Raw genomic sequence first — 25,982 nt, 5'->3', positions numbered from 1 at the left:
GTCGCTTTCAGAATGGATAAAGGCTATTTACGTTGGGCTGTCTGGTTATTTTTTGTGTATACCGGACTTTCTTTATTACCTCCTGCCATCAGGAAAGCCAGCAGGTCTTTCAATTCTTCCGGATTGAGTCGGTTAATTAATCCAGGCATCATAATGGAAGAACGGGCAATTTTAACACTGACCACATCCTTTTTGGGAATTTCCCGGATTACATCAGGTGCAAAAGGGTTTTGGGAAATAAAAAACGTACTCTTATTTTCATTGGTCTGGCGACCCAAAACAGAACTGCCGTCCTTCAAGGTATATACAGTAGATGCATACTGATCCGAAACTTCTTTGTTGGGATCAATGATATGCTCCAGCATATCGTCTGTAGAAAACCGGGTACCTAACTGTGTCAGGTTAGGGCCAATAGTTCCACCTTCACCCCGCATGGCATGGCAGGACTGGCAAAGCACAGCAGCAAACATGTTCTTTCCATTTTCAAAATTCCGATTGATTAATCCACTGTCTATAATAGCTTTGGCCTCTTCTACACTCCAGTCTCTACCGGGGCCTTTGGGTGAAACCAGAGTAGCCAATTCATTCCCTGACTGAGTGATGAGATCCCCACCAGATAATTTATTGTAATGCTCAAACTTATTTTTAGGTACACTGGCTAAAGCTGACTCACGTGCTTTATTGATAAAGCCAATATAGCTCATGCCACCTTTATACCCGAATGCTTTCTTAAACCAGGCAAAATACTTCTCGTATAATTCTGGAGTCCAGCCTGTTTTTGCTGTACTCAGCACAGTAGCCAGATAGGTTTGTTGGGCAGGTGGTACTTTAGCCAGCATTCCGGCAATGTCTAATCCATACTGTGGATTTCTTAGGATCAGATCGGAAGAATTACTTACCGTTTTCTCACTAGCATCGTCTTTTGCTTTTTCCAACAAAGCCAATGTTTTTTCTACAGCTCCAGGTGCCTCTATATACACCAGCACCTTGCTCAGTGAACGGTTCACTGTATTTGTCTGAGCGGGGTAATGCGGATTTAAATACTTCACTACCTCTTCTTTTATTTTGCCTTCTGGCTTTCCCATCCGGGCAAAAACCAGCTCAAAGGCCCGTAACAGATCCACTTGCTGCTGTTCAGATAATTTACTGTAGTCAATGCGGATAAGTGCCTCTAACACGGCAGTCTTTGTATCCTTTTTGCCCTGACGAGCTAGTGCTATCATGGATTCAATCACTGTTTGGGCATCAGTCTCGTTCAGGGCTCGTTGCTGCCACTCACTTACTGGCTGGTGTTCTATGGCAATGCGGGCAGCATAGCGAATATATCGGTCTTTATGCTTCAGATTAGGCCAGGCAGCCTCTACAGCACCAGGCTGTGGCTTTCCATGATACTGCTCCAAGCTTCTTCGTAATCGGGTATCTTCATTTAACTCAGCAACCACAGTGTTATCAGCTGGCTTGTTTTTAGCATCTGTATAGCTTATCCGGTATAAATCCGAATCCAGTCTTCTCCCTCCCGTTAAAAAATACAGAGAACCATCCGGGCCAAAGACACCATCAGTCAAAGGCAAGGGAGATCCGGAAACAAACTCTTCTCCTTTTGAATTATAAGTAGCACCATTGGGTTCAATTGAAATTGCATAGATAATGCCAAAACTCCAGTCAAAGGCAAACAACGATTTCTGATAGACTTCCGGAAAATGAGACTTTCTGCCATATTCCAGACTGGTGGGTGAGCCTTGTCCAATATTGAGAATAGATGGCAGGTTGTCAGGATACATCGGAGACCATACACTGTTGCCTGTACGCCAGCCAAACTCACTGCCACTGGTGACATGCAGAATGCGGGTTGGCCGATACCAGGGCATACCAAAGTCCCATTCCATATCGGAGTCATAAGCAAACAATTCACCCCGATCATCAAAAGCAATATCATAGGTATTTCGAAATCCTGCACTAATCAGCTCCCAGCGGTTTGTGACGGGATCTACCTTCGCAATCCAGCCACCGGGCGCCATCCGGTCGTTGGCATGACCTCTGGGATCTTTAATCAAGGGAAATATATTATCTTCCTGCCAGTTGTGGGGCAACCGATAGGCATCCATTTCAGGAACATTGGTGTAGTTACCTGCCACTATATACAGCGACTTGCCGTCAGGCGAAAGTTTAATACTGTGTGGTCCGTGTTCTCCATCCCCATTGAGCTGCTTCATCAGTGTGATTTTATCAAACTGATCGTTGCCATCGGTGTCTTCGAGTCGGTAAAGGCCACTCAGCTTATCAAACTCTTTGTTTTCATCACTAGCTGTTCCCCGGCTGTTGACCATTACAAACAAACTGTTAAAAGCATACAGCAGTCCTTGCGCATACCCCATGGAAACTATCGTATCGGGTTGGTTCCCAATGATGAGCTTTTCTACCTTTGGCTGAGCTGTATCACCAACAGGCGGTAATTGTAACCTATATAAACTTCCATACTGATCGGAAGCAATCATACGACCTTTGGAATCAAAAGTCATTGATACCCATGAACCTTGTTTCTTCTCCGAAGGACTATACAGATGTTCTGCCCGGAAACCATCAGGTAGTTTAAGTTTATCAAGCTTAGGATTTCCTGTGCTAACCTGCTTCAGGTCTGATTCTTTTGTATCCTTATCCCCACTGCATGCGGTGGTCATGAGGGTCATTAATGCAATGGATAGTAGCTTTAAGGACAGATAGTTTCTGAACATACAATTGGGATTGAGGGTAAAATGGTCTGGAAAATGGTACAAATGACTAATTAGAAAAGATGCACATCCTATAAAGATCATGAGCAGACCCTCTATTGGATTGCGGCGCCTTAAAATACAAGAGATTATTTAAAAACGTGTCATTGTCTGTTATGTTTTCAGACAGAACAAGGCGATTGTTTTTACCTTGATATGAGAGAAGCATTGTGAGGTGGCGCTGGTTATGCCAGGCAATTTTGCTATCAGATACAAGCTATCTGTTAAGAAATGTGCCAATCCGATAGTGTGTTAGATGAGGCTAATGTATTATCTGTATACTCTGTAGTAAAATAGCTGTAAACTTCACTTACTATGGGAGGCATTAAAGTTGTATAAGTAGACATAAGACAACTTTTTTGACACAAACCAAGTGAATACTATACAAGATGCCTTCAGGATTTTTTGCTTTATTAGATGATATTTCGGCTTTGGTTAAGACCAGTGCTGCCAGTTTAGATGATGTACCTACTCAGATAGCCAAGACAACCGGAAAAGTTTCCGGTATTGTGATTGACGATACAGCGGTTACCCCAAAGTATGTTGTGGGCCTTGATCCGTCCCGCGAGCTCTCCATCATCTACCAGATTGCAAAAAAGTCATTGATCAATAAAATACTTATTTTAAGTCCGGCGGCTTTATTACTTGGCTATTTTGCTCCCTGGGCTATCACACCCATTTTGATGGTAGGAGGAGCTTATTTGTGTTTTGAAGGGTATGAAAAGGTGCATTCTCTGTTTAGTAAATCTCATAACACCAATACCGAAGAACAAGAAGAAACAAAAGTCATTACACCAGAGCAACTGGAAAAAGAACGAGTGAATGGTGCTGTTCGTACTGATATTATCCTATCGGCAGAAATTATTGCTATTGCCTATAGTCAGGTAACTGGACAATCGATAGTAAATCAGATAGTGGTCATGTTGGCTGTAGCTATGTTTATTACAGTTGCCGTATATGGATTTGTGGCATTACTGGTAAAAGCAGATGATATCGGCGTAAGCCTGACCAGAGATAAATATAGCCCTGCCATGCAAAAATTTGGTCGTGGCATTGTAAAGTTTATGCCACACTTCCTACAACTTTTAGGATATATAGGTACAGCAGCTATGCTCTGGGTTGGAGCCGAAATCATTGCACATGGGATTCCATTTACCAGTCATTTATTGCACATTCTAGAGGAATCCTTAGCTAAAATACCCATACTCGCATGGTTTGCCAAGGCATTGGCCTGTGGTATTGCCGGACTTATGCTAGGCTTTATCATTGATAAGATTGTGATGTTGGTCAGAAAGACTTTTCGTAAGCAGAAATGATTCAGATTTATTTTTTTAGTATATAGATCTTTTTGTCATCCAAGTACTAAAAACACCATTGAAGATTAATCAGATGATCTGATTAATTCATAGTAGGACAGGTAACAAACTGTATTTGTTACGGGACTCTTTCAAAGGCAAAAAAGGTGCGAGTATCAAAGAAAGAAACTCTCACCTTTACAGCATTGTGCATTCACCGATACATTTAGTTTCATAGTATAACTGAATTTTGTTTTGCGTAGTTGTTCGTGTGCCTTTCAATCGGAAGTATGGTTATGCAAGTCGGTGACTGGTATTACAGTCAAACTAGAAAGCAACCGGAACTAAGGTCAAACAGAAAAGGGAACAAATTACAGCCATCTTATAAAGTAATTCGAAGTATAGTCAAGTCCCATTCTGAATCTTAATTGTACTAGTAAGGAAATGAAATAAGTGTAAGTAGTAGAATTTATAGGTTTCTGGAATTGAAATTGAAATGTTGACAAGTTATCCTTCGCCCACAAAATTTTCAATATCAAAAAATACAGTAAATGTAATTTTTGATGACCGACCAACATTCAATGTAATTATCTGCTTCTCAATTCCATACATAGATTCTTGAAAAACATACGGAGAGACATCATCGGTTTTCAGATTTCCTTTGGTCACAGACACCGTATCTTTTCCTTTGAGTGATACTATTTCCATATTGTATCTCTGACTTGATTTTAAATTAGGAAACCTGAATTCATACAGGATGTGTCTGTGTGGATCTGCTAGGGAATCATCTCTTATAAACTTTTTGTAGTGAAGTTCAGAGCCACTCTTTACATTTTTCCAACTCTTGAAAGAGGCAGCATCTCTCCTTTCCATCAGAGAAAAATTAAGCTGTGTTTCATTTTGTTCCAATCCCACAAAAGACCAGAAGCTGAATACAATAAGAAAACCAATAACCCAACGCATACGAATAGCTTATTTTGGTTGACAAGATAGTATTCATAAGAAATAACTAAAACCATACCAGACAGCTCATTGGAATGTTTTACTTACTACCTTGATAAACTCAATATAAACTATCCCAAGAACCACAGGACTGTCAATGATTAACTGAAAATAATTGAGTGATATGTAAACTTGTTGAAGTTTAGACAACAACTTTGTTTTGTGTACAGAATATATGTTAATATCCTATAATTAGTAGCTAAAATAAACGTATCAAAACATTCAGATTCATCCTAGTTTTATAAATAAATATCAGTGAATATATTATAGATTGAATACACAGCTTTGTAAGAGTTTCCTTCTTTATTGTGTACAGCTTTAAACTAAAAAAAACCAGTTAATCACTCTGTATAGTTAGTAAAAAACAGGTTTTACCAGATAGATAAAAGGTTATTGTTAAATGATTTACATATGAAAATGTACAAAGTATCCTTGTGTGTCACACTCTTTATCACTGTTTTGTCTCAGAGTTTTAACACTACTCAGGCTCAAAATGGAGACCAGATATTGGACGGGATAGGGGAAACGGGAATAATTGCACGCTATGTATTTGATGGAGATGTCAAAGATTGGTCCCGAAATAATCTGCATGCCAAAGTTCAAGGAAGTGGAGTCAAATTTGTGAATGACAATCGGTTTGGAAAAGTTTTGTCACTCTCAGGAGAGAACAATACGTTTATTACAATCCCTGGAGAAGCGTTAACAGAGCTGGAATCAATCAGCATCTCAGGCTGGATATATTTGCGTTCGAACCAACCCGGCCAACGTTTTTTTGATTTTGGAAAGGATGCTACCCGGCATTTTTTTGCAGCTCCTGCCGGCACAACTACTCAACAAGAGTATCAGGCAGTAATAATCACAGAAAAAACTACTAAAAAAGGCGCTGCCTCTCCGACTATAGAACTGAACAAGTGGGTTCATCTTGTTGTTGTGATAGATATTCCGTCAAAGTCGATGATTAGTTATGTAGATAGTAAGCCTGTCAGTGAAGCCAAAGATATTCCAATGGAATTAACAGATGTATTCGGTAAGCAAACAAAAGAAAAACTACTTTATATCGGAAAATCACTCGTACCATCAGATCCTTATCTGAATGCTCTGATACACGATTTTCGTATCTATCGTGTTCCATTGACCAACAAACAGGTTGCCGACATTTATCGCAATGCCCAAAAGGGTCTCAATGAAGGTTCGGTAAATACGACGACCAAGAAAGAAGATGACCTTCCACATTTTTCTCCAACAGAAGCCCAACTTTATACCGCCTATTTAACTCAGGTGTCTGATGTAAAAGTAGAAACAGAAACAGGAAATCTGCCAAGATTACCAAGTCATGTACCAGGAACGTACAAGAATAACCGAAAAGGTCCGGATGTACGTGTTGTGTGGCCTGCTCCTATCGATAATACGGCAGTTAGTAAGCCTGGAACTTATACGGTTACTGGACATGTAGCAGGGACAAATTTTCAGCCAAAGGCATTTGTAACCATAAAAGATGCTGGCAAATCTACCACACCGGCCTTAAAACTGGAAACTTTTGATCTGGCCCAGGTTTCACTAAAAGGCGATCCTGCCGGACACGAAACAAAGTTTCTCGAAAATCGCGATAAGTTTATACAAACACTCGCCAAGACCGATCCTAACTCCTTTCTTTATATGTTTCGCCATGCGTTTGGTCAGAAACAACCAGAAGGAGCAACACCTTTGGGAGTATGGGATAGTCAGGACACGAAACTAAGAGGACATGCCACAGGGCATTACCTTACAGCCATTGCACAAGCCTATGCAGGCACAGGATTTGATAAATCCCTTCAAGCCATTTTCTCCCAAAAGATGGAGTATATGGTAAATACCCTGTACGATTTAGCCCAATTATCGGGCAAGGCAAAGCAACCAGGTGGTGTACAGATAGCTGATCCGACAGCTGTACCCTATGGACCGGGAAAATCAGCTTACGACTCGGATCTTAGCGATGAAGGTATTCGTACCGATTACTGGAACTGGGGAAAAGGATTTATCAGTGCCTATCCTCCCGATCAGTTTATTATGTTGGAAAAAGGAGCCAAGTATGGCGGACAGAAAACCCAGATTTGGGCACCATACTATACCTTGCATAAAATTCTGGCCGGCTTACTGGATGTATATGAAGTAAGCCATAATAAAAAGGCTCTTGAAACAGCAATGGGCATGGGAGACTGGGTATATGCCCGCTTGAGTAAGGTCCCAACAGATACACTCATAAAAATGTGGAATACCTACATTGCTGGTGAGTTCGGAGGTATGAATGAAGTAATGGCCCGCATGTACCGGATTACAGGTAAGCAGGAGTACCTTAAAACAGCACAGCTATTTGATAATATCCGGGTGTTCTTTGGTGATACAAATCATTCGCACGGCTTGGCCAAAAATGTAGATATGTTCCGTGGATTACATGCCAATCAACATATCCCTCAGATAGTAGGAAGTATCGAAATGTATCGTGTTTCTCGAAATCCGGAATATTACAAGATAGCTGATAACTTTTGGTACAAGGCAGTCAATGATTATATGTATAGCATTGGAGGGGTTGCAGGTGCACGTAATCCTGCCAATGCAGAGTGTTTTATTAGTCAGCCGGGCTCACTATATGAAAATGGATTCTCATCCGAAGGACAAAACGAAACGTGCGCTACCTACAACATGTTAAAACTAACCAGTGATCTGTTTCTTTTTGATCAGCGGGGAGAGTTCATGGATTATTACGAACGTGCATTGTATAACCATATATTGGCTTCGGTAGACAAAGATAGCCCCGCCAATACATACCACGTACCGCTCAGGCCAGGATCTGTCAAACAATTTGGTAATGCGGATATGACAGGATTTACCTGTTGCAATGGCACAGCCATTGAGAGTAGTACCAAACTACAAAACTCAATCTACTTTAAAAGCAAAGACAACCAGGCACTTTATGTCAACCTATACATACCTTCAATACTAAAGTGGAAAGAACGCAATATAACAGTGGAGCAATCAACGAACTTTCCAAAGGAAGATAATACTCGTCTGACTATTAAGGGTAATGGAAAATTTGCTATCAATGTACGGGTACCAGGCTGGGCTACCAAAGGTTTTAATGTAAAAATTAACGGCAAAGAGCAAAAGCTTCAGGCTAAGCCAGGCAGCTACCTGACAATAAGCCGCACCTGGAAAGATGGAGATACAATAGAACTACAAATGCCCTTCCAGTTTCATCTCGACCCGGTTATGGATCAGCAGAATATAGCTAGTTTATTTTATGGACCGATATTGCTGGCAGCTCAGGAACCTGAAGCAAGAAAGGACTGGCACAAAGTAATCCTGGATGCTGAAGATTTAAGCAAGTCTATACAAGGCGATCCAAAGCAGCTACAATTCACTATTGATGGTGTAGTTTTTAAACCCTTTTATGAAACATACGGACGTCATTCTGTTTATCTGGATGTGACGTTAAAATAGGCGAGATTGGTGCCTGACAAAGAATCAACCTTTCGTTTTGACCGGATATACTACCATTTGATTATTTTAAGTGTTATAGAATGTATACCTGAAGTGGTTTTGTATAATTTTTAAAATTCAATGACTCGTTTTGGAGCGTCTGTTTTAAAGGATATAGTCAATGGCTATAGGCTGAAAAACAAGCAAAGTCGCAGTCCAAAATCTGCTTTGCCCTTTTACTAAATTATATGAAACTACTTTTAATTTAAGACATATCTGTCTTCTCCTGAATAGGAAGTTTTGCTTTAAAATGGATAGTTAAACACTCCCTTACTGAATTTGAGGGATTATACATCAAGGATCAGAAGCAACCCAGGCAAACTTTTTCTCATAGTTAGATTGGGTATGATCTCATGACATTCATTGAGTATAGTAAGTAATACCACTACACTTTCTTCTATTTTCTGCGCCAATATTCCCTTACATGAGTAATATCATACTTTGCCAATAGCCCTCTACTATCATTTTTTACAGAGAGGATTCAATATGTTATCATACTGTTTACCATACTCAATGCGTTCTACCTCATCTTACTCCACACCAGTAGTGACATACTTTTTGCTGTGCAGAAAACTTAATTATTCTCCCTGTTTATCTTATAGTTACAGCTGGTATTACAGGCTTGAGCTTTGTTGTTTTAGTTTTACTATCCATACCCCAAAAAGGAAGTGCAACTTGTGATCTAAACGATATATTAATTAGAATAACCTCACTTTTTAACAAAATCGAAGTACCTGATTTCCAATTTCTAGGAGATTTTCCACAAAAATATTACATAAGTAGGAGTTACTTATACTATGAGCCAGGTATAAAGGATTGTAGCATGTGTTACAACACGTAGCGTAGGTTGCGCTTAATAAAGATGCTACTTATATGGCTTATGAACTCATTTTATTATGAAAGAATTTTCGGGCTTACATTAGCAGAAATTAACAATGGTAATATTAATGGTTCTGACATTAAAATTGATGGCAATGAGATTAGTCTTGTTGGAGAAAAGATTAATAAAACCTGTAAGGTAAGTGTGGAAGATTTTGAGAAAAAAGTAGATAACCTTAAAAGCTCTATATCTGACCTTTTAAGGAGCAAGGTTGTTGTTCAATATGATACGGATACATTCCAGGTGTATGTTGACAAGCGTAAGTCTTTGTCAAAACAGGAATATGTTGAATACTACAATATAAATGTTGAAGCTATGAATATACTTCCTACCTGCATAATGCATTAAAAGGGTGCTTGGAACACCCTTTTTATACTTACAGCTCTTCCTGACAAGCTCCTTATTCAGTCTAGATTGGACGGGATAATTCACCTTACTTCCCGCTTGACCAACAACTATAACCACACTCTTTCCTGTAAAGTGCCACGTTATAACTGTCTTTTGGCTCCCTTATTATCTCTTTTCTCTTTCTCTTTACCCCTATTAAAGGTTACTAAACGGTTTATCTTCCTATCTAATCAAATTCACTTTGAAATATTTAGAACTGAAAAGTAATAAAACAAAAAATATACCTTTACGACAGGAAAAGATGACTAAATGTGAATTCAAATTTAAGGGATGAAGAATAGCAGATAGTTTAACTAGTAGAAAAGTTTTAAAACATATTTCTCATTGCTCGGTTGAACTCTTTGCTGAACGTCAATAATACCTAAATTGTTGACGACTACAGAAAAAAACAAACACAATAACTACAAACAAGACGAAATGAACAATAAAGCAATAGTAAGACTAAGCAACATAATTGGAATCGTTTCAATAATATCATTGGTATATTGGGTATTCATTTTTATTTCGATAACTGTTTTTGAACTGAAAATATTTAGAGAAAACATAACGGAGACATTTTATTTAAGTGTGGTCGGCATTCTGGCTTTAATGTTCGGATCACTTATTATCAATATAATGTTCAACCTGACCAGAATTGCAGAAAAACACAATCAGGATGAGTTGAATGCTATAAAACAGAAGAGCAAAAAAGTAGGACTTATTTTCGCACTAAGTTTTCCAGTGATATTTGGACTTCTTCTTGGGGGAGACTATCTAACTTCTAAAAAGAAAGAAAAAATGCTGATTGCTACAGCTAAATCAATCATTGAAAACAACAAGGAAAAGTCAGATAAACTTCTCAACTATTCTTTTACTGAAAGTTGGATTATTCAAACAGATGACATTCTTGATTTATACTCAAAGACAGATAAACATTTTCCTTCTGTTTCGGTAATAGTTTCTGACAGTATCGATAAATCACATGTATTATTAGGTTTTAGTGACTATTATCGTGACCAGAATGACAAAACAGGTCCAGTTAAAAAAGACTTCATTCAAGAGACAACACAAGAGGAACGAGAATATCTGGAGAATGTTTTTTTCAAAAATTTCGACCAGGTCTGGTTTAGTGCACGTAACGGACAATACGAATTATTCTATCCTTACATAAAAAACGGGAAAAGAATAGTTCTTTACTTTTCAGAGTATCAACGTTATGGAAAAATTGGTAGTTGAATTATTAATTCTGTGCATGTTCAAGCTTTTGTATATCCTATAAAGCATATTGGTAGGAATCTCGCTTCACTATCCAAATCTTTACATACTATTTATTTTAAAGCAACCACCACAATGAGTCAATCAGCTACACTCTATAGGGTGTCACAGGACACTTTTAAACAATTAGACAACCCCAATAATACCCAAGGTTTTGACATTGATTCTGCGAAAAGCTATTCAATATTTGAAGGTTCTTTTATGGCACTTGACTATATTTTGTCCAAAGGAAAAGATAACTCAACAACCAATCTAATAAATGAAATATTTACCCCTAAACAAGCATTAGGAGAAGAAGAACTTGAAAATATGACACCAGAAGAGCAATTTGAGTTTTATGAAAGCGGACTTTACATTCCTTATCTGGACATACCCATAATTTCAAAACTTAGTGAATTCATGAATAGCATTTCACAAGCAAATCTTAGTTCGGACTATGACCCAAAGGAATTAAATGACAATGGTATTTACCCTGCATGTTGGCACACAGACAATTCGTCTAACCTAGCGTTTAATGAACAACACCTTTTGGATGACTTTGAAGAATTAAAAACAATTATAAAAGAAGCAGAGACTGAGAAAGACTATATTCTCGTCTTTGTTGGTTGACAATCGACAGTTCGAACACTTAGTATTCCGTTTCTACAGCTCATTTGTGTTTGTAATCTATATTCAGTGACATAGAGTCATATTTAGATATGCACTATTTTAGATATGCACTATAGGCTACTTATATTATATCCATTGATAAAATTTACACTCTCAATACATTTTGACGTAAATTACCCCCTATGATGTCGCAATTGTACTCATACAGATAGTGATTATCTTCAGATCTTTGTATAGAAAAAGATAAACACTTTTAAGAAGCACTTCTATGCGAAAATTAAAACTGCAGGTACAAATGACTCTGGATGGATTTGTAGCCGGACCGAATGGCGAATTGGACTGGATGTGGATCGGGAAACGTGACGAAGGCATCTTTCAGCAAGTGATCGAGTTGGCAGATACATGTGATACTATTTTACTGGGACGCAAAATGACTCCCGCATTCATTAATCACTGGGAAAATGTACTTGACAATCAACCTGAAAGCGCTGAACAACCTTTAGCAAAGCAAATGGTAGGCATGCGAAAGATTGTTTTCAGTATCTCACAAACAACCATCAAAGGCAGAAATCTCGAAGTAGAAAATCGAGATGTTGCAAAGGTAATACAGGCACTGAAAAACCAATCAGGGAAGGATATCATGGTATATGGTGGTGCTGCATTTGTAAGTTCGCTAATCAGTCAGAACCTTGTGGATGAATACTATATTTTTAGAAGACCTGTTGCTATCGGCAACGGTCTTTCTATTTTCAAAGAACAAAAATCTTTGGAACTTGATAGTTCCATTACGTATAAGAATGGTACCATTCTCACAAAATTTCTACCCGTATAGACTATCTACTTTTGAAACCATAAGACAGCAAAGAATAAGTTACCATCGGCATTTCTGGCAGAACTAAGAATCCAAGTAGAAAACTAAAAAATACTGGATGGTTATTACAAATGACCGATAAGTGGCTGGATTCTAAAAGGCGAGAAAATATGCCTAAGAAGGGCTATTTCGCTTCCAAGAATGACTGATAAAAAGTTTTAAAAACTGTTCATACTGAAACTGAAGTAAACATATAAACTAAAGAATATACAATGCTGACTTTTCAATATGACAAGTATAAAATTGAAGTTCGAAACGATTCAATGTATACACCTGGCTCTGCCGACAATTCTTTTCAATACGACTTTATTTATACTGACAAAGATTCGATACTATACCAGGCTAGCAAACATGGAATTAAAGTTTACAAATATGAGGAACTATATCAAAGTGCTATTGTATGTGCTGTTGGTGGTGCTACAGGAGTTTATGATCACTCAGCTATAGTCGATACTGATTCTATTTATATTTGCTGTGCAAACAAAGTATTTAGTATGGCACTTCCCGACTTGACATTAAATTGGATAGTACAAACCGATCATATAACTTGTTTTAGCATTTACTCCGCTGCTACTGTTTTTTTTACACATGGGGAATTGCAAGTATCCAAGCTAGACCGGAATGATACTATTATATAGAGTACAGGTGTAGAAGATATTCTTGTTAGTATGAATAGTAATCAAAGCTGCTTTAAGCTATATGACACCTATATCGAAGTAATGGACATTAACACCAATAAATACACAATAGGTTTTAACGGTATATTCATTACAACTCCCTCGACATATTCTGAGAGATAGCTATCGGAAAATCGAACAGGTCAAAGAATGATATCTTTGACCTAATCGATTGTTACACAGACTTTACTTGTTTCAAAAATTAGTTTTCTCCGATCATCCAGCAAGCGAAGTGATTTTACTTCAAATCAGTTTACAAAATGACCAAAACTCTGTTCAGTTTGGGTTTGACTAGTAATTCAACTATTTTAATTGGTCAGAATTATTCCACCTTGAGGCTGAATTTCAACTGATACAGTTCCGGCTTGCTTTATCTGAGCCTTTTCCAGGCTTGACTTCCCATCTTTTTTATCAGTGTAGTAGGCTACTTCCGAATTCTTTAGCATAGGTAGATTTAGTTTTAGTTTTAAGGCTTCCTTTCCGGCATTTATACCTACCACATACCATTTTGTTCCATGACGACGCGCCAGTACACAATATTTACCAGGATAGCCATCAATATAAAGGGTTTCATCCCAGGATGTGGGTACTTGCTTCATGAAATCAATCTCAAAACCAGGCACATCAGTCAGGTTGTTTGGTGCTAACGCAAAGTTCTGAATTGGGCTTTGAAATAGTACAGCCGTTGCCAGCTGAAAAATATCAGTGGTTCTGCGAGTTGTTCCACCCGTATTGGTACGGTTGAGGCGTTTATTTAGCAAAGTACCTCCAAAGTCCATACTTCCTACAGTGTTACGGATAAAAGGATGCAGACAGGCATTGAAAGCCTCATTATCATCAAAATGCTGATTAAAGATTAGGTTTTCAGAAGCCAGTACAGCTTCACTACTTACATAATTCGGATACATACGTTCCCATCCTCTTGGAAGTGTACATCCATGGAAAATAACCATTAAACCATAGTCATTGGCATCGCTCAGAATATCTTCATACAATTTTATAGTTTCCTGCTTGTCACCACCGAAGAAATCAACTTTCAGTCCTTTCACACCTAGGCTTTTTAGCCACTGCATCTCTTTTTTACGTGAGACCGATGTGTTCATTCGTTGTTTAGGACCTTGTGGAGCATCATTCCAGAACCCGTTTGAATTATACCACAAAAAGATATCCACCCCTTTCGATTGCGCATACTTCAATAGGTCAGACATACGTTCATACCCTATCTGTTTATCCCATAAGGCATCTATTAAAACATATTCGTATCCCAGTTTTGCAGCAAAGTCAATGTATGTTACCTGATCCTGGTAGTTTGCACTGTTGTCCTGCCACATGATCCAGCTCCAGGTTGCCCGTCCATATTTGTAATCCATAGATGATTTGTAAAGCGGTTCCACAACATCAAAAGGAATGGTTGTTTCTACAATAGGCTTAAGATTTTCTCCTATAGTAATAGTTCGCCACGGGGTTTCTCCTGGTAAAGCGACACCAGGCTCTGAGTTTCCAATGCCATTATTTTCTCCTTTTTCAGGGAAAGCGATAGTAAACAACCCATCTTTTGTACCTTCACTAAGCCGGGAGCCACAATACGAACTTCCTACCCCTGTTTCAGAAACCAATACCCAACCCTGATTTCCAATACGAAACAATCCAGGAAAAGTAAATCCCAAACCGTATTTTGAAGGAGTTCCTAGTGGAGAATCAACGGTGTATTCTTCCTCATAACTCGGCTTAGTTTGCTTCCAGCCAATCATCGGAGTAGCCTGTGGGGTTAAGAAAGTCGTTGTAAATGCAGGGAAATTAAAACCAGTTGTTTCCTTTTTGATAATACAGCGGGCAGTCTCACCGGTCAGAGGTAAAACATACCGGAAGGCGATATCATTGTTGCTTACTCTAAAAACAATTTGTATCTGTTGTTTCTGGGAATTGACATAGGTACAGGTCAGTTCATTTGCCTGGTAGTGCACCGAAGATTTTTTAATCTTACTTTGGGTATATGTCTTATCAATAGAGGAATCTTTTTTACTGACCAAAGTCATTGACTGACTAAAGTCTCCAATAGTACTTATCAGTCCAAGAGGAGACTCTTCCAACATCAGCTTTCCTTTATAGTTTACAGAATAGGTAGGAATTCCATTTCGCAAACCCAATAAAACTGTTAAAAGTTTATCAGGACTTGTGATAGCGAGGTTTGTATCCTGCTTTGAATAGGAATGTTCAGTGATATTTGTAGAGGGGACTTTGACATGTATAGTGTGCTTGTCGGTTATTTTTTCCACAACACTATATACTTGTTTGTTGTTTTGTCCTTGCAGTATTGGAGTAAACCCACAAAGCAAGAACAAAGCAAAAGCGATTTTTTTCATATGTCTGGCTAATGGATGAGTTAGTTGCCTGATTAAGTGTATTTAGGACAGTAAAAAATGATTGCGCTAAAATAAACTTTTTCCGGTAATGCGATAGATTAATCTCATTTTTTAAAAGAGATCACCACTAACGGATGTTGAGGATGCGAAAGACTGTCAATCAGTGAGAACTGACAAATTTTATGTGTGCACTTTTCACAGCAGAAAACTAGCACGTCTATGAAACGAGATGTAGTGCAGTAACAATTTAAGGTTGATATAATATCAATAGCCAGGCAATTAACCTGGCTATTGATATTATATTTGCCTGAACTTTTGAATGACACCCTTCCTTTTCTCATTCACCTAAAATTTTGTAATCCTTTTAGAATGTTTAAGATTTGAATAGGCTGGTTTTGGAATAGTCTCTTAATTTACAAAAGTCATGGGTATGACTACTTTCGTTTTGTCCCAAGTAAGAATCATTTCAACTCCATTTTGAGCCTGACTAAATGCAATAAAAAAAGCTTCATAAAGGTGATCGACATTAGATGAACTTACCTCAGTGGTTAATACATCTTTTGACGGATCATAAGTATAGGCACCCCATTGTCCCAGCTCACTGTTGAAAATGATCTTCCATTTGTCTTTGTCAGGTACAGTAAACAATGTATAAGTACCTGCTTTTAATATTTTATTCCCAATCTGCAGATCCTGGGTAGTAGTTATTTCTGTGGCTTCATTTGAGCCGGTACGCCATAGCTGGCCGTAGGGTTCCAGCTTGCCAAAAATCTCCCTGCCTCGCTTCATGGGCTGGCCATAGGTTACTTTGATATATATTGGAGATTTCTTATAGGTGGCAATAGCAATAGGACTGGCCCTTTGAACAGGGGTAATTACAGAGTCTACCTGTATTCTGTTTAGGTCCGTATCTATAATCTGAGGTTCTGAATTCTGAGACACATGCTGTGCTATATTCTGTCCTATGGCCTGATTACATACAACCATCCCATTACTCAAAATAACACTGCACAAAACAGATAAAATCACCTTTCTTCCTGATTCAGAAAAACACATCCAAAAATGCAAGTTATGGCTCATAAATAGGTATATAGATAGTTACACTAGTTGTTTTCAACATTTGTAAACAACTCTTTCTTGTCTACTGTCTCCTTATGAAATCTGGTAGACTTATAGAATAAATAGTAGAAATGTCTAGATTTATAGGTTTTACTCCTGTTCTACGAAAGAAACAGCAATGATTGTAGTGCTAAAAACGTTCAGACCAACCTGAATGATGTTTTTAGTAGTGGTAGGTTCCACGAATGGCATTAGATGCCATTCCGGATATTAATTCGTATTACTATCTATACTATCTATCTGTAATTGTTCAGATAAGTAATACGTTTTGTGGTATAAAAGTAGGTCAAAATATTCAGCCTCGTCTAAAAACTAGACAAAGATCCAGATTTAATATACCAAAGCCAGAACAGAATAGATTTGGGCAGTTTTACCTTACAGAGGAAATTTTTCCCTTATCTGTTTTCAATGCATTTCTATAACTAACGTAATGAAACAAACGGTGTTCCAAAGTGAGCCAGAATTTTTTTAGGAAGATCTGTCAAACTAATAATCTGATCGGCTGCGCCTAGCTTTATAGCTTCTTTGGGCATTCCAAAAACAACACACGAACTTTCATCCTGAGCAATAGTCCTTGCTCCTGCCTCTTTCATTTTTAATAATCCGCTGGCTCCATCTTTCCCCATACCTGTCATAATAATTCCCAATGCATTCTGTCCAGCGCTTTGAGCCACTGAATCAAATAGCACATCTACAGAAGGTTTGTGACGGTTCACCAACTCTCCTTCTCGTAACCGTATAGTGTACTGAGCACCGTTTCGCACCAATTGCATGTGTCTGTCACCTGGGGAAATATAAGCATGGCCTCTCATGACCCGTTCCCCATCACGAGCTTCTTTTACATTGATATCACAGAGTGTGTTTACTTGTTCGGCAAAGGAACGGGTAAAGCCGGCAGGCATATGCTGAACAATCAGAATACCAGGACAGTTGGCAGGAATGTTTTTCAGTAGAAAGCGGATTGCCTCTGTCCCCCCAGTGGAAGCGCCTATGGCAATAACTTTATCTGTAGTATTGTATATCTTTGAGTTAGCAGTATCTGTATTTTTATGACTAGAGCTTTTTAAACCAGATTGATTAGCAGTAGTTTGATCTGGACCAATCTGACTGGTAGAAGCAACAGGGATGATACTTCGTTTTCGTACATGAACCATTGAAGCCGCCTTAATTGTATCTGTAATACGGATGGTGGATTCTTCCAGGTATTGTCTGGTATTGCGGATTTCAGATTTGGCAATGATCTCTACTGCACCCAGATCCAGTGCCCGCAAAGCCAGTGAGCTTCCATTTTGTGTCAGACTCGAAATGATGACTACGGGTAGCGGATACTGAGACATGAGTGCTTTCAGGAAGGTAAGTCCGTCCATACGAGGCATTTCAATATCCAATGTAATTACGTCCGGAATGGACTGCTTGATTTTTTGAGCAGCCAGATATGGGTCTGCTGCCGTTGCCATGACCTCCAGCATCGGATCAGCGTTAATGATTTCAGTCAAGGTCTGGCGAACCAGTGCAGAGTCATCGATAATAAGTACTTTGAGCTTTCTCATTAGAAAATAGTATGTATTTAGATACTCTGGTTAGATTTGCCTTACTAAAATCCCTATATTTTTTGGAAAAGTGTAGGCTTGATTTGTTTCAATGGTAGTTGCATTCCCAGAATCGATTCGCTGTGTCCCAGAAACAGCAATCCGCCCGGTCGCAGGTGCTGACAAAGTTTTCCAATAACTTCCTCCTGAGTTAGTTTATTAAAATAGATAAGTACATTCCGGCAGAATATAATATCATAATCCGCTTTGAGTAGACCAAAGGAATCCTCCATAAGATTGATCCTTTTGTATATAATCTTTTTCCGGTAAACGGGTTTGATTCTAAATACATGCGGATCGGTTTTACTTTGCAGAAAATAGGTTCGCCGTATGTCTAAAGGAATAGAACTAATTTTGGATTGCTCGTATATTCCCTGATAGGCTGCCTGTAATGCCCGAATGGAAATATCACTGGCCAGCAAGTTATAGGAAAATTCCGGATGCCGCTTTTTGTACTCCTCCATTTCGATAATGATCGTATAGGGTTCTTCCCCGGTCGAACAAGCAGATGACCAGATTTTCAATGGGCTTCTGCCTCGTTTGCTCTGGTATCGAGGCAAAAACTCGTTGGTAAGAAAATGAAAATGGGCAGATTCGCGGTAAAAATCAGTCTTGTTGGTAGTAATCAGATCAACTACATTATACAATTCGCGTTTTCGACCTTCTTCACTGAAAATATAGTCAATAAATTCTTTATAAGAAGTCATTCCCAGACTACGGATCTTTTTATTAAGCCTTCCCTGAAGCATAGGCTTTTTGCTTTCAGGAAGTTTGATTCCATACTCTTTACTTATATAAGCAGAAATCCGCTGAAAACTAGCAGTATCCATTTGCAGTATATAGGGATTTTCTTCCAGTACATTCATACACAACACGTAAGAAGGTTTTACTAATAACTTTAAAACAAAGAGCATTAATCAGTAGGCATGCCAGCCACAGTAGAACCAATCAGCTTTTCGTAACGCCCTGTCATAAAAGACAAATCCAGATGTACTCCAATTAGTTTTTCAGTACTTTCCCAATACAACTGGTGGTAATGCTTCAACCGTTGGTATTCTTCATCGAGCAAAAGAGGATTGATCTTTCCAACTTTTTCAACAAGGGAGGTTTGATGTTCTATCAGCACCTTTACATGCTTAATTCGGGTATCAAGTCGGCGGAGCTGATATTGCAGGTCAGAAAGTTCGTCTTCTTTTTCATCCCATTCATTGCGTAACTCTTCCATGGCGGCCTCCTTGTTATACTGTATGATTTTAAGTTCTGATTTATTCATGTTTGAGAACTTAAGTGGAACAGACAGTGTAGCTGTAATGGCATTGTAGGCAGGCGATGGCGCTTCCGGATTGGTTGCTCTGGCTATGAAGTTGTTTCCCAATGAAAAAGAGATATCTGGAATCCGGTTGTGTTGTGTCATGAGTAATTCATCATTTGCCATTTGTTCCATCATTGACTTTACCTTTAGCTCAGCATGGTTCTTTATGCTATACTGTTGGTTTACATCATTCATGGAGAATATGTATTCTGGATTGATAGCTGTATCCGGAAGAACCATGCTATCCGGATACAGGTAATCTACAAATCCTTGTAATGCCTGGATGGCTTCTTCGTACTGATGTTGTGCATCTGCCAATGCTAGTTTATCGTGCTCAAGCATAATCAACTGACGGAGGTGTGACAGGCTATCAGATACTGAGCCGGGCTTTATGGGAGGCAAAAGATGATGATAATGTTTTAACTGATTGATTTTTTGCTCTAACACCCAGCACTGATAGTACTGTTTTAATGCAGACCGGGCAAAATCAAGGACAAACAACTCAAATTCAGCCTCTTCCAGTTGAACTGAACTTCGGGCATATTGTATTCGGTATTTGCGTTTGTTTCCTGTCTCTATCGTATAATTAACGCCTACATACCATTGTTGAGCCATGTTGATGCCACTGATATCACCACAAACATTCCCAAATTCCAGTTCTGGATCGGGTTTAATTTTAGCTACATCAATATCCAGTCGGGTCAGATTAACTTTCTCTTTTTCTTTTACTATATCAGGATGTTGCATGACTGTATTCAGGAATCTATCCCAGGAAATACGAGTGGGAGGCGTTTGCTGAGCTATGACCTGTATACATAGCAAAAGCACTATGCCACTACATGCAATATTTTTAAAAAGACGGGGGTGTCTCATAAGGGTAGTAAATACACAAATGATCTGTTTTATAAATGCATTATAAAATGAGACTAGAGATATGCATCTGGCAATTACATATCCAATAGATATCTGAATAAATAGATACCCTGACAGCTGCATAGAATACAGTTGTCAGGATAAGACTAATAAACAAGAAGTAACTTAGAACTCTGCAAAGCCCTGGTCAGATACCTCATCGAATTTGAGGTCAAAACCTTTGGATTCTCCTACATGGTAGGTAGAAACACCTTCAGAATGCGAACTCTTTGTATGTTTAGTTCGCTTGCTCTGTATTCTAAAGGTTGCAGCATTCCCCAACTTAAAGTAGCTAACTGCCGTTTTAAGTTCTTCAGCCTGGCTGTTGAGTTCTTCAGCATTAGAAGACATCTCTTCTGCCGCAGAGGCATTCCCTTGTGTAACCTGTGAAAGCTGTTGTACAGCACTGTTAATTTGATCTGCACCTGTATTTTGCTCAATGCTGGCAGCTGCAATTTCCTGTACAAGTTCGGCTGTCTTTTTCACATCAGGCAGCATGTTGACAAACAGTTCTTTGGATTCTCTGGCTACTTTCATGGTTCTGCCAGAAATTTCATTGATCTCTGTGGCTGCTTTCTGGCTTCTTTCTGCCAGTTTACGCACTTCCGCGGCTACTACAGCAAATCCTTTTCCATGTTCCCCAGCACGAGCCGCTTCTACTGCTGCATTCAACGCAAGAAGATCGGTCTTGGAGGCGATTTCTTCAATGATAGAGATTTTTTCTGCAATCAGAGTAATGGCTTCTACTGACTCGGATATAGCCTGCATGCTAACCTGAATATCGTTGGCTGCTTTATTTGAGATGCGTTCAGTTTCGCGTGAATTATCTGTGTTCTGCTGAATATTGGCTACCATCTGTTCCATAGAAGAGGATACTTCCTCTGTAGCACTGGCTTGTTCCTGGGCACCTTGTGACATCTGTTGTGAGGTAGCAGCAACCTGCTGGCTGGCAGAGGCTACATTTTCTGCACCGTTATAAATAGTAGTCGCTATTTCGCGCAGATTGTGCACCATCTGTTCCAATGCTTCATCCAGATCTCCACCATGGTTTTTCTGTGCTTTGAAATCAATGGTCAGATCTCCTTTGGAAACACGTTTTGCTACATCTACACTGTTACGGAGCTTTTCGATCATGTGTTGAAGTTCTATCAGCATAGCCCCAATCTCGTCTTTTTTATCTGTTTTTACATCTGCAGAGAAATCACCGGCAGCCAGGGTCTTAATAGCATTGATGGCTACCTTCAGGGAAGCTGTGATATCTTTGATTAACCATACTGCACTGAACACAGCAATCCCCACTGCAACCAGAATAGAAATACTCATCGTCAGCAATGTACTGATATACATTTCATCGGTATCCTGACGGTCATCTTCCAATTGTGTATTGATAATGGCAACAATCTGATCCAATACCTGATCAATTTCATCGTCTTTTTGTTCGGCCAGTCCGTTAGCTAGTTCAGCAGCTACATCGTTGGAACTTTCTCTTCCCAAACTAATGGCTTCTGAGTGTGTATCATAAAAACTAGAGAATTGCAGCATATACCGATCCAGCAATATTTTAGCTTCACCTGTAAGGGAAGTAGACAGTCGAGCTGTAGCCAGATCATGCTTTTGTTCAATTAAAGCGGTTTCTTTTGCTAAAACTTCCCGTTCAGCTTTGGTTTCAGCCAGAATGATTGTTTTTTCCTGTCCCACTAGCCGGGTTAACATATCACGAACCTGTCCAGCTTGATTAATTTGCTCCTTGGTTCCACTTGCATTCAGGATTGAAATAAGTTCCTCCAGAATGGCTAAGGATTTTGAATATTCTGCATATCCTTCATTGGCAGAAAGAGAGCTGGCTTTGTTTTCTGTATTTTTGGTGGCAAGTGTTACAATATCATCTGATATTTTAGAATATTCATCTATTTTGCCTACTAACTGCTTGATATATTCATCAGCCTGCCCTTCACTTACTTTTTCCAGTTCAGCCATGTTTGTTTTCATGGTCTCAAAATTTTTAGTTATTTCCCTTGAAATATCATTCATCTGCTGATCGTCTGTTTCCCAGATGATTTTCTTCTGATCACGTGAAATTTCGGTAACATCATTTTGCAGCAGGCCTATCAACTGTAACTTGCGGGTAGTGATATCGGCAATGGCTTCCATGCGCTGATTCATTTCGCGCAGGCGGAAAAAGGAAATACTCAATATGACCCCCATAAGCAGGATCAGCAGGGAGAAGGCAAGAATCAGTTTGCTTCGAATTGGTAGATTTTGTATCATAGTTGCGTCTGTTTAACAATGCTGCCATGCAGCACGGATTTTTGCTATTTGGTTGATTTCTAAATTTATTGACTGTAATATGTAATGCTTCAGACTAATAGTCTGACTAGAGGGTAAGATCTTGTGAAGAGAAAACCTTTTCAATATCCATGAGCATAGTTACCTCACCTTGTTTATTAAGTATTCTGCTGATAGGGGCATTGGTCGAATAGTTTTCAAATTCAGGCGCTGCCTGTGTTTCATCTTCTCGTATTTCAACTACTTCTCTAGCAAGATCTACCAGAGCACCGATTTCCATTTGTTTCTCATCAATACCGGGGATCAGCAAAACCATGATCCGGCTTTTACGAGTGATTTCTGTTTTGGGTAAACCCAGCTTCATTTTGGTGTCAAGCAGTGGTAACAGTCGGCCCCTAAGATTAATAATGCCCAGCATATAGTCAGGAGCATTCGGAACTTTAGTAACCTTCTCAAACTCAACCACTTCCTGTACACGGTCTACGCTTATGGCAAATTTCTCATTGCCAAGCACAAACGTCAGATACGCTTTTGCCTCCATGGGTATATGTACTTAGTGTATATGTAGTAAGAATTAGATAGATTCTAATTGGAAAAGGCGATCCGGATCCAGTACAAAGGCCAGGCTACCATCGCCCAAAATGGAACTGCCTGCAATAAAATCCAGTTGTCGATATGCCTCACCCAGAGGTTTTAATACAGCCTGGATTTTGCCTTCGGTACGGTCTACGACCAATCCTTTTTTCCTGCCATTAGCCAGTATAGTAATGACATCTGCGGTTTTGGGTGGAATCCTATCCTGGTGAAACTGCCGGGAAAGGGAAAAAATGGGTAATAGCTCTTCATTTACCCGAATGGTCTTATTGAGATGATTGTTCCGATTCAATGATTCATAGGGAAGTCGATTGATCTGTTCAACCAGGTTCAGTGGGATTATATAATGGGTCTGTGCAACTTTGACCAATAATCCTTCGATAATAGAGCGAGAGAGAGGGAGTTTAATTTGAAAGCTGACACCCTGTCCAATAGTATTTTTAATCGCAATACTACCCCGCAATTCAGTAATCTTTTGTCTGACTACATCCATTCCTACACCCCTTCCGGAAATATCCGAAACATGGGTAGCAGTAGAAAGGCCAGGATGAAAAATAAATTTGAGGATTTCCTCTTCTGATAATGATTCATGGGCCTGAACCAATCCATTTTCAATGGCTTTCTGTAACACACGTTCAGGATTAATCCCTTTTCCATCATCGCTGATATGGATATGTATAAATCCGCCGGAGTTAAATGCTTTTAACTTAACCGAACCATACTCTGACTTACCTAATGCTCTTCGTTGTTCTACAGATTCAATTCCATGATCAATACTGTTTCGGATGATGTGCATTATGGGCTCCGCCATTACCTCAATCACATCTTTATCCATCTCTGTTTCTGTGCCTTCAGAGAGGAAGTTTATCTTCTTGCCCAAAGTTTTGGCAACATCCCGTACCAGACGTTTAAAGCGGGTAACCAATGTTTCAATAGGTACAAGACCAATCTCCAGAGATGTATCTCTCAGTCGATTGGTGACCTGTTCAAGTTGTTCAGTTACATGATTTAAGCTATGGGTATTCAGCTGGGAGTTGATAGTAGAAAGTTGAGCCTGCAGGATGATCAGTTCACTAACCAGATTAAGCAAATCATCAATTTTACGTTTGCTTACTTTGATAATCGTATCTGAATCCCCTTTTTGAGTAGAACCCGCACTTTCAGTTTCGGTTTCGTCTAAAGAAACAGCAGGAGTCTGAGACGAAACCTGACCTGCCATAGCTGTCAATTCTTCCAGATTTAGTTCATGCTGATAGTATTTCTCTACACAGATACAAAATTTCTCATCCTCCAATAAATTCCCAAACGCAATGTGTTTAAATACAACCTTAGATTCATCTTCTACGAAAATAAAATAGCTTTCCAGTTCAGGCTGTGGAACCGTTGTGCTAATACAAATATTCCAGTAGTCTACTTCTCCATTGTCTTTTTTTGCCAGATGAATCGACGTTGGCCCCAGATCTGCAATATCCTGAACTATAAATACTAGTGGATGTGTACCGTCTTCTGTAATAGCAATGGTAGGCTTTACTTGGATCAGATAGGTTGCTATTCCTTCATTGGATAGTACTGCAGAGAAAGGAGTCAGAGAGTCTGCCTGAAGCTGTTGAAGAAAACCAAGTGAAGTTTGATATTGTTCCTTTAAGGCATCAACATGAGTGATTTTTGCCCAATCCTTTTCCTGTAACAAAGATCTGACTTTGTCAAATGAATTGAGCGTAATGCTGATTAAGCGATCTGTAACCTGTAACTTACCTTGTCGAACAAAATCATATATAGTCTCCAACTGATGGGCTAGTTGACCAATATTATCAAAACCGAACATATTGGCACCACCTTTCAGCGTATGCATCGTACGAAAAACCTGTTCAAGAGGCGCAGTCGCAAAGGGAGTTGCCTCCAGTTGCATTAGTCCTTCATCTAGTTCGTTAAGCAGATCAAGTGCATCTGCCACAAACCGCTGCTGATTCTTATCCATTATCTGGAAAGATTTTCAAGTAGGGCAAAGAAGGTATCTGCTTTATAAGGTTTTCTAACCCAGGCCGCCAAGCCGGCATCTTTTGCCGTACGCATTTTGACCGGATCTGATTCTGTGGTTAAAAAGACAACAGGAATAGGGAAAGTTGCAGGATTGGCTTTGATCTTTTTTAAGAGTTCCATCCCAGTACATTCAGGCATGTTATAGTCTGATAGTACAAGGCTTATATCCTCTGCCTGACGAGAAAGTACTTCCAGAGCCTCATTGCCATTTGTTGTTTTAATAGCATGATACCCCTTCTTTTCTAATATCTCACAAACGAAGTCGCGAATGCTTGCGAAATCTTCCACAACAAGTACTGTTTTTTTCATACCCTTCCACTAGTTGACTGAAGCTACACTATAACAGATCTTTTATCCCGATCTGGCAGAAGACAAAAGTAGAGCAAAGAGAGACGGTAATCTTTTCAGAAATGCATTGTATCTATTGAGTGTAATAGTTTTAAGCAAAAGTATCAATCCAATACCTATTTATAAATGTATGCTCTTT

At 39.1% G+C, this 25,982-nt stretch carries 18 protein-coding genes; 7 read left to right on the top strand and 11 right to left on the bottom strand.

Features of this window, described 5'->3' with window-relative positions; genetic code table 11:
* Positions 1-23: 23 nt before the first annotated feature.
* Complete coding sequence (locus tag QNI22_RS03265; RefSeq protein WP_314509186.1) at positions 24-2,732, bottom strand: c-type cytochrome; 2,709 nt, start codon at positions 2,730-2,732, stop codon at positions 24-26.
* Between the two features lie 425 nt (positions 2,733-3,157).
* Between QNI22_RS03265 and QNI22_RS03260 the strand changes: the two genes are divergently transcribed.
* On the top strand, positions 3,158-4,084 hold the full coding sequence (locus QNI22_RS03260) for a DUF808 domain-containing protein (protein WP_314509185.1): 927 nt from the start codon (positions 3,158-3,160) through the stop codon (positions 4,082-4,084).
* A gap of 486 nt (positions 4,085-4,570) precedes the next feature.
* Here the strand turns inward: QNI22_RS03260 and QNI22_RS03255 are convergent, their stop codons facing one another.
* Positions 4,571-5,026 (bottom strand): hypothetical protein, encoded by a 456-nt coding sequence (locus tag QNI22_RS03255; protein ID WP_314509183.1) that lies wholly within the window; start codon positions 5,024-5,026, stop codon positions 4,571-4,573.
* Positions 5,027-5,476: 450 nt separating this feature from the next.
* Here QNI22_RS03255 and QNI22_RS03250 point away from each other — a divergent pair, with 450 nt between their 5' ends.
* The 6 genes from QNI22_RS03250 (at position 5,477) to QNI22_RS03225 (ending at position 13,241) form a co-directional block, all read left to right on the top strand.
* The gene (locus QNI22_RS03250) at positions 5,477-8,542 is read left to right on the top strand and encodes a beta-L-arabinofuranosidase domain-containing protein (RefSeq protein WP_314509180.1); all 3,066 of its coding nucleotides are present in this window, start codon (positions 5,477-5,479) and stop codon (positions 8,540-8,542) included.
* 919 nt (positions 8,543-9,461) lie between these two features.
* A complete protein-coding gene (locus tag QNI22_RS03245) occupies positions 9,462-9,809 on the top strand; it encodes a hypothetical protein (protein WP_314509178.1) in 348 nt (115 codons plus the stop codon).
* A 477-nt stretch (positions 9,810-10,286) separates the two neighbouring features.
* On the top strand, positions 10,287-11,084 hold the full coding sequence (locus QNI22_RS03240; protein WP_314509177.1) for a hypothetical protein: 798 nt from the start codon (positions 10,287-10,289) through the stop codon (positions 11,082-11,084).
* A 114-nt stretch (positions 11,085-11,198) separates the two neighbouring features.
* A complete protein-coding gene (locus tag QNI22_RS03235) occupies positions 11,199-11,732 on the top strand; it encodes a DUF1877 family protein (RefSeq protein WP_314509176.1) in 534 nt (177 codons plus the stop codon).
* Between the two features lie 268 nt (positions 11,733-12,000).
* Positions 12,001-12,564: a dihydrofolate reductase family protein gene (locus QNI22_RS03230; protein ID WP_314509175.1), complete on the top strand. Its 564-nt coding sequence runs from the start codon at positions 12,001-12,003 to the stop codon at positions 12,562-12,564.
* A gap of 251 nt (positions 12,565-12,815) precedes the next feature.
* Entirely contained in the window at positions 12,816-13,241 is a 426-nt protein-coding gene (locus QNI22_RS03225) for a hypothetical protein (RefSeq protein WP_314509174.1), read from the top strand.
* Positions 13,242-13,588: 347 nt separating this feature from the next.
* Here QNI22_RS03225 and QNI22_RS03220 read toward each other — a convergent pair whose 3' ends face one another.
* From QNI22_RS03220 to QNI22_RS03180, 9 genes are all read right to left on the bottom strand, one after another.
* Complete coding sequence (locus tag QNI22_RS03220; protein WP_314509172.1) at positions 13,589-15,643, bottom strand: glycoside hydrolase family 97 protein; 2,055 nt, start codon at positions 15,641-15,643, stop codon at positions 13,589-13,591.
* A 408-nt stretch (positions 15,644-16,051) separates the two neighbouring features.
* On the bottom strand, positions 16,052-16,699 hold the full coding sequence (locus tag QNI22_RS03215) for a DUF2911 domain-containing protein (protein ID WP_314509170.1): 648 nt from the start codon (positions 16,697-16,699) through the stop codon (positions 16,052-16,054).
* A 485-nt stretch (positions 16,700-17,184) separates the two neighbouring features.
* Complete coding sequence (locus QNI22_RS03210) at positions 17,185-18,312, bottom strand: protein-glutamate methylesterase/protein-glutamine glutaminase (RefSeq protein WP_314509168.1); 1,128 nt, start codon at positions 18,310-18,312, stop codon at positions 17,185-17,187.
* Positions 18,313-18,365: 53 nt separating this feature from the next.
* Positions 18,366-19,217 carry a CheR family methyltransferase gene (locus QNI22_RS03205; protein WP_314509167.1) on the bottom strand — a complete coding sequence of 284 codons (852 nt, stop codon included), beginning with the start codon at positions 19,215-19,217 and terminating at the stop codon, positions 18,366-18,368.
* A 47-nt stretch (positions 19,218-19,264) separates the two neighbouring features.
* Positions 19,265-20,536: a TolC family protein gene (locus QNI22_RS03200; protein ID WP_314509165.1), complete on the bottom strand. Its 1,272-nt coding sequence runs from the start codon at positions 20,534-20,536 to the stop codon at positions 19,265-19,267.
* Between the two features lie 165 nt (positions 20,537-20,701).
* A complete protein-coding gene (locus QNI22_RS03195; RefSeq protein ID WP_314509164.1) occupies positions 20,702-22,843 on the bottom strand; it encodes a HAMP domain-containing methyl-accepting chemotaxis protein in 2,142 nt (713 codons plus the stop codon).
* Positions 22,844-22,949: 106 nt separating this feature from the next.
* The gene (locus tag QNI22_RS03190; RefSeq protein WP_314509163.1) at positions 22,950-23,402 is read right to left on the bottom strand and encodes a chemotaxis protein CheW; all 453 of its coding nucleotides are present in this window, start codon (positions 23,400-23,402) and stop codon (positions 22,950-22,952) included.
* A 33-nt stretch (positions 23,403-23,435) separates the two neighbouring features.
* Entirely contained in the window at positions 23,436-25,433 is a 1,998-nt protein-coding gene (locus QNI22_RS03185) for a chemotaxis protein CheA (protein ID WP_314509161.1), read from the bottom strand.
* Positions 25,433-25,804, bottom strand: a complete 372-nt coding sequence (locus QNI22_RS03180) for a response regulator (protein WP_314509159.1) — start codon at positions 25,802-25,804, stop codon at positions 25,433-25,435. Before QNI22_RS03180 ends, QNI22_RS03185 begins: the two co-directional genes overlap by 1 nt.
* Positions 25,805-25,982: the final 178 nt, after the last annotated feature.

The sequence above is a fragment of the Xanthocytophaga agilis genome (assembly GCF_030068605.1).
Taxonomy (GTDB): Bacteria; Bacteroidota; Bacteroidia; order Cytophagales; family 172606-1; genus Xanthocytophaga; species Xanthocytophaga agilis.
This window is presented reverse-complemented; position numbering and strand designations above follow the sequence as displayed.